This is a genomic window from Providencia sp. PROV122, from assembly GCF_028482365.1.
GTDB classification, from domain to species: Bacteria; Pseudomonadota; Gammaproteobacteria; order Enterobacterales; family Enterobacteriaceae; genus Providencia; species Providencia stuartii.
The window spans coordinates 1-2,758 of sequence record NZ_JAMPQI010000072.1; the positions used below are offsets into that span (position 1 = coordinate 1).

Genomic DNA, 2,758 nt, shown 5'->3' on the forward strand with positions numbered 1-2,758 from the left:
TGCATAACGCCATGCGGTGACCGTGCTGTCGGTAATATCGGTTTCTGATTGGGGATTATAAGTTAAATGGATCCCCGCTTTCATCCCCAAACGACGGTCACTGTAGAACATCTGAGGGCCCTCTTCAAACCAAAAGGTAATTCCCTCTTCCGCCGCGAGACGACACCAGAAATCATACATCGTTTCACGCTTTTGCGTGGTATAAGGGCGTTCGAGGTGCTCTTCAGGATGATAAAGCAGTTTATCGTGCTTAACGTGTGACTCATTAAGCAAGGTTTCTAATATCTTCGGTACCGTAGTGTCTTGAAAAATGCGGCTATCTTGCTTGAGGGTCATAATCCACATTTCAGGGCGGATGACAAACTGATACCACGTTTTCACGCCATCTGAATTCCCTTGAACGGCTTCCGCTAAAATGCCCGTAATGACCCGTTCAACCTGACCATCACGCTTGACGGTCAGTGAGGCGACTTGCCCTAAATGCGCTTGAAAATCAAGACTCGGTTCTAAACTGACCGCATTGATGCTTAAGCTAAACAAGGAAGACAGCGCTTCCGTTAAACTAAATTCGGTGACTTGTAACGTTCCCGGTAGCAATGAGCCTATTTGACACGTAAACACCAAGCCACTGGGCTCTGGATTGAGCCCTAGTGCACTGCGCAGAGCAGATCGTGCTATCTCAGACAGTTCAAGGTAGGAATCGTAATTCGCATTCTGCCACATAGCGCGTTGCGCCGTTTCAATCGTTTGCTTCGCTGAAACCGGTGACATTGAAGGGCGTTTCGGGTCTTTACTGTACATAATCAGCTCCGTACTGAAGGGCCTAGAATAGTCAACACGCCCTCATCATTCACAATGGAATAAAATAATCGTTTAAAGATTTGTGTTTAATCACATTAAAACAAGCTATAATCTTAGACTTTACATCATAAAATCTTATTAATTCCCTGTAAATATTCAAAGGTAACCATTTGTAAATACGCATTACTGACGTAGAAAGACCGCACTAAATCACATCCATAAAAGAATAAAAGGGCATCCAATCGTTATTTTTTGCTCGGTAAGTATTTTTTCCGCGTCTTATCACTGCGACATTGTGATAAATAAAAACACTCAGGGCACCATGTCGTCATTTTTACATGAGCAGGTGTCGCTTCCCAGACATGCCCTAATGCACATTGCCAACGTAGTTTTGTCCTACTGTTCAAGTATTCAGTTGACAAGCACTTCCCACCCCGCGATATCGCCAGTTGTTGCATCTCTTCAATCGTCAATCGTAAGCCCGTATGTGCACATGACTTACACCAACTGCCTGATTTGATACGACTGGGCTCCGCTTCCCAAACGTGGCCTTGTTCACACTGCCATGCCACTTTATGGTTTACCGAAACAAACACCGCTGCTAAGCAGCGTCCACCTCGCTCTGCCGCGATAGCTTGAAGTTCTTCAAGCGTGCCTCGTTGGCTATCATGTTTACACTCAGGGCACCAAGACCCTTTCGCATTACCAATAATCTGTGGCGTAGTTTCCCATTCATGCCCTTTCGCACAACGAAACTTGAGCTTGGTTTTCGTGTTAACATACACGTCAGACAAGCATTTACCTCCGTGTTGTTCAGCAATACGTTTTATTTTGTTGAGATAATTCGCGTTCTTGTGCTGTAGATAACAAATCGAACACCAATTTCCTGCTTTGACAAAATCGGAGGTGGCTTCCCAAATGTGCCCTTGCTCACATTGCCATAAGAGTTTACTGCGTGAATTCAGGTATTCGGAGGATAGACAAACGCCTTTACGTTTAGCGGCTAACGCCTGCATCGAGTGAAGAGAATCACGTAGGCTTTCAACATAACACCCTGTGCACCACACACCTTGGCGTAAGTAGAATGGGCGAGTGTTAATCAGGTGGCCTTGTGTACATTGCAGTTTCAGCTTTTGGTTGCCCTCTTCAGGGTTAAGCCATACCCCCCCCCAGACCGCCACGATTTGGGCGATTTTGGCCTTAAGCTGTTCAGAATAGGCTTGGGTACTTTGCCCCACATTACTGGGCCAACTCTCAATCACAGCAAGAAAAGCACGCTGTTGTTCCGGCGGCGCATGGCGTAGAGCAAAGCCGGCTTTTTCGGGTAATTTAATTAATGTCATCATTGATCTGTTAAGAGTGACTCGTGATCTTATTAGTCAACTTAACCGATATTTTTACATTTGACTAGCATTCATAAATCCTTATTACTTAGAACCTATCCCAAAAGGAATTGTCAGATAATACATAATGATAATTTCTGAGGGCGAAGCGTGACGGGCAACAAGTGGCAGATCAGTGATGGACTCTGGGAGAAAATGGCTCCACTGATTCCGGAGCATAAAACTCACCATCCTCTGGGTACTCACCGCAAGCGGGTTGATAATCGCGCTGCAATGAACGCCATCTTCTTCGTACTCAGGACGGGTTGCCAGTGGAATGCGCTGAATGCCACCGGTATATGCTCGTCAAGCTCTGCTCACCGACGATTTCAGGAGTGGCGGGATGCTGGCGTATTTGAACGCTTCTGGCAAAACGGGTTGCTTGCCAGCGAACAGTTGGACGCTATTGACTGGTCGTGGCTGTCGATTGATGGTTGTATGACAAAATCCCCCCTGGCAGGCTCAAAAAAACAGGCCGGAACCCTACAGACCGTGGGAAACAGGGCGTAAAGCGCAGTCTGATGACTGACGCGAATGGGCTTCCGCTTGCACTGGTTGTAGCCGGAGCAAATACG

General features: G+C 46.6%; 2 protein-coding genes and 1 pseudogene. 1 reads left to right on the forward strand and 2 read right to left on the reverse strand.

Annotation, left to right across the window (positions count from 1 at the left end; translation table 11 throughout):
- Together PSE69_RS19745 and PSE69_RS19750 are read right to left on the reverse strand one after the other, a co-directional pair.
- A partial coding sequence (locus tag PSE69_RS19745; protein WP_442958720.1) for a type VI secretion system Vgr family protein occupies positions 1-801 on the reverse strand: 801 nt, incomplete at its 3' end.
- Between the two features lie 245 nt (positions 802-1,046).
- The gene (locus tag PSE69_RS19750) at positions 1,047-2,147 is read right to left on the reverse strand and encodes a hypothetical protein (protein ID WP_272675347.1); all 1,101 of its coding nucleotides are present in this window, start codon (positions 2,145-2,147) and stop codon (positions 1,047-1,049) included.
- A gap of 192 nt (positions 2,148-2,339) precedes the next feature.
- Between PSE69_RS19750 and PSE69_RS19755 the strand changes: the two are divergent.
- Positions 2,340-2,758, forward strand: a pseudogene (locus PSE69_RS19755) (IS5 family transposase); the annotation flags it as partial.

Bases quoted from the DNA above. Each gene is read 5' to 3' on its own strand.
- PSE69_RS19750 (WP_272675347.1), bottom strand. From the start codon at position 2,147: ATGATGACATTAATTAAATTACCCGAAAAAGCCGGCTTTGCTCTACGC.